Consider the following 543-nt stretch of genomic DNA (forward strand, 5'->3'; position numbering starts at 1 on the left):
ACCCACCCCCTCCTCTACGGCCGCCACCGCGTCCGCCGCATGCTGGGCCTCCCGCACGACGACTGGGACACCCTCGCCGACAGCCTCCACACGTCCTCGGTCACCCTGGACGAACTCCACGACCCGAAACGCGTGTGGTCCCTCGGCTCCGACAACCCGGCCGAACTGGAGGCGGAGATCTCCCGCCTCCGCGCCGAACTGGGCGCCTACCGCGAGGCCCTCTCCCGCCCCTTCCCGGTGGCGGTCCTGCACTGGCCGGCACAGGAACTGTCGGAACTCCTCTCGGCCTACCCGACCCTGCGTACGGAGTACCCGTCCCACGCCGAGCACCTGTCGGCCATAGAGTCCTCCCTCCGCGAACTGGCAGCTTCCGGCACCCCCAACCTCGGCATCGTCACGGGCACGGTCCCGTCCTACGAGGCGTTCGCGGCGTCGGAAGGGGCGTCACCGGAAGACGCCACGCTGCTCCCGCAGTACGCGACGACCCTGGCGGCACGGGGGCGGGCTGCGGCTTGGCCGCCGGGGAGTACCCGTCCCACGCCG

General features: G+C 72.2%; 1 pseudogene. It reads left to right on the top strand.

The annotated features are described in order from the left end of the window. A pseudogene (locus CCN44_RS42570) lies at positions 1-543 on the top strand (hypothetical protein); the annotation flags it as partial.

It is taken from the genome of Streptomyces tricolor (assembly GCF_002155905.1).
In the GTDB taxonomy this organism is placed as follows: domain Bacteria; phylum Actinomycetota; class Actinomycetes; order Streptomycetales; family Streptomycetaceae; genus Streptomyces; species Streptomyces tricolor.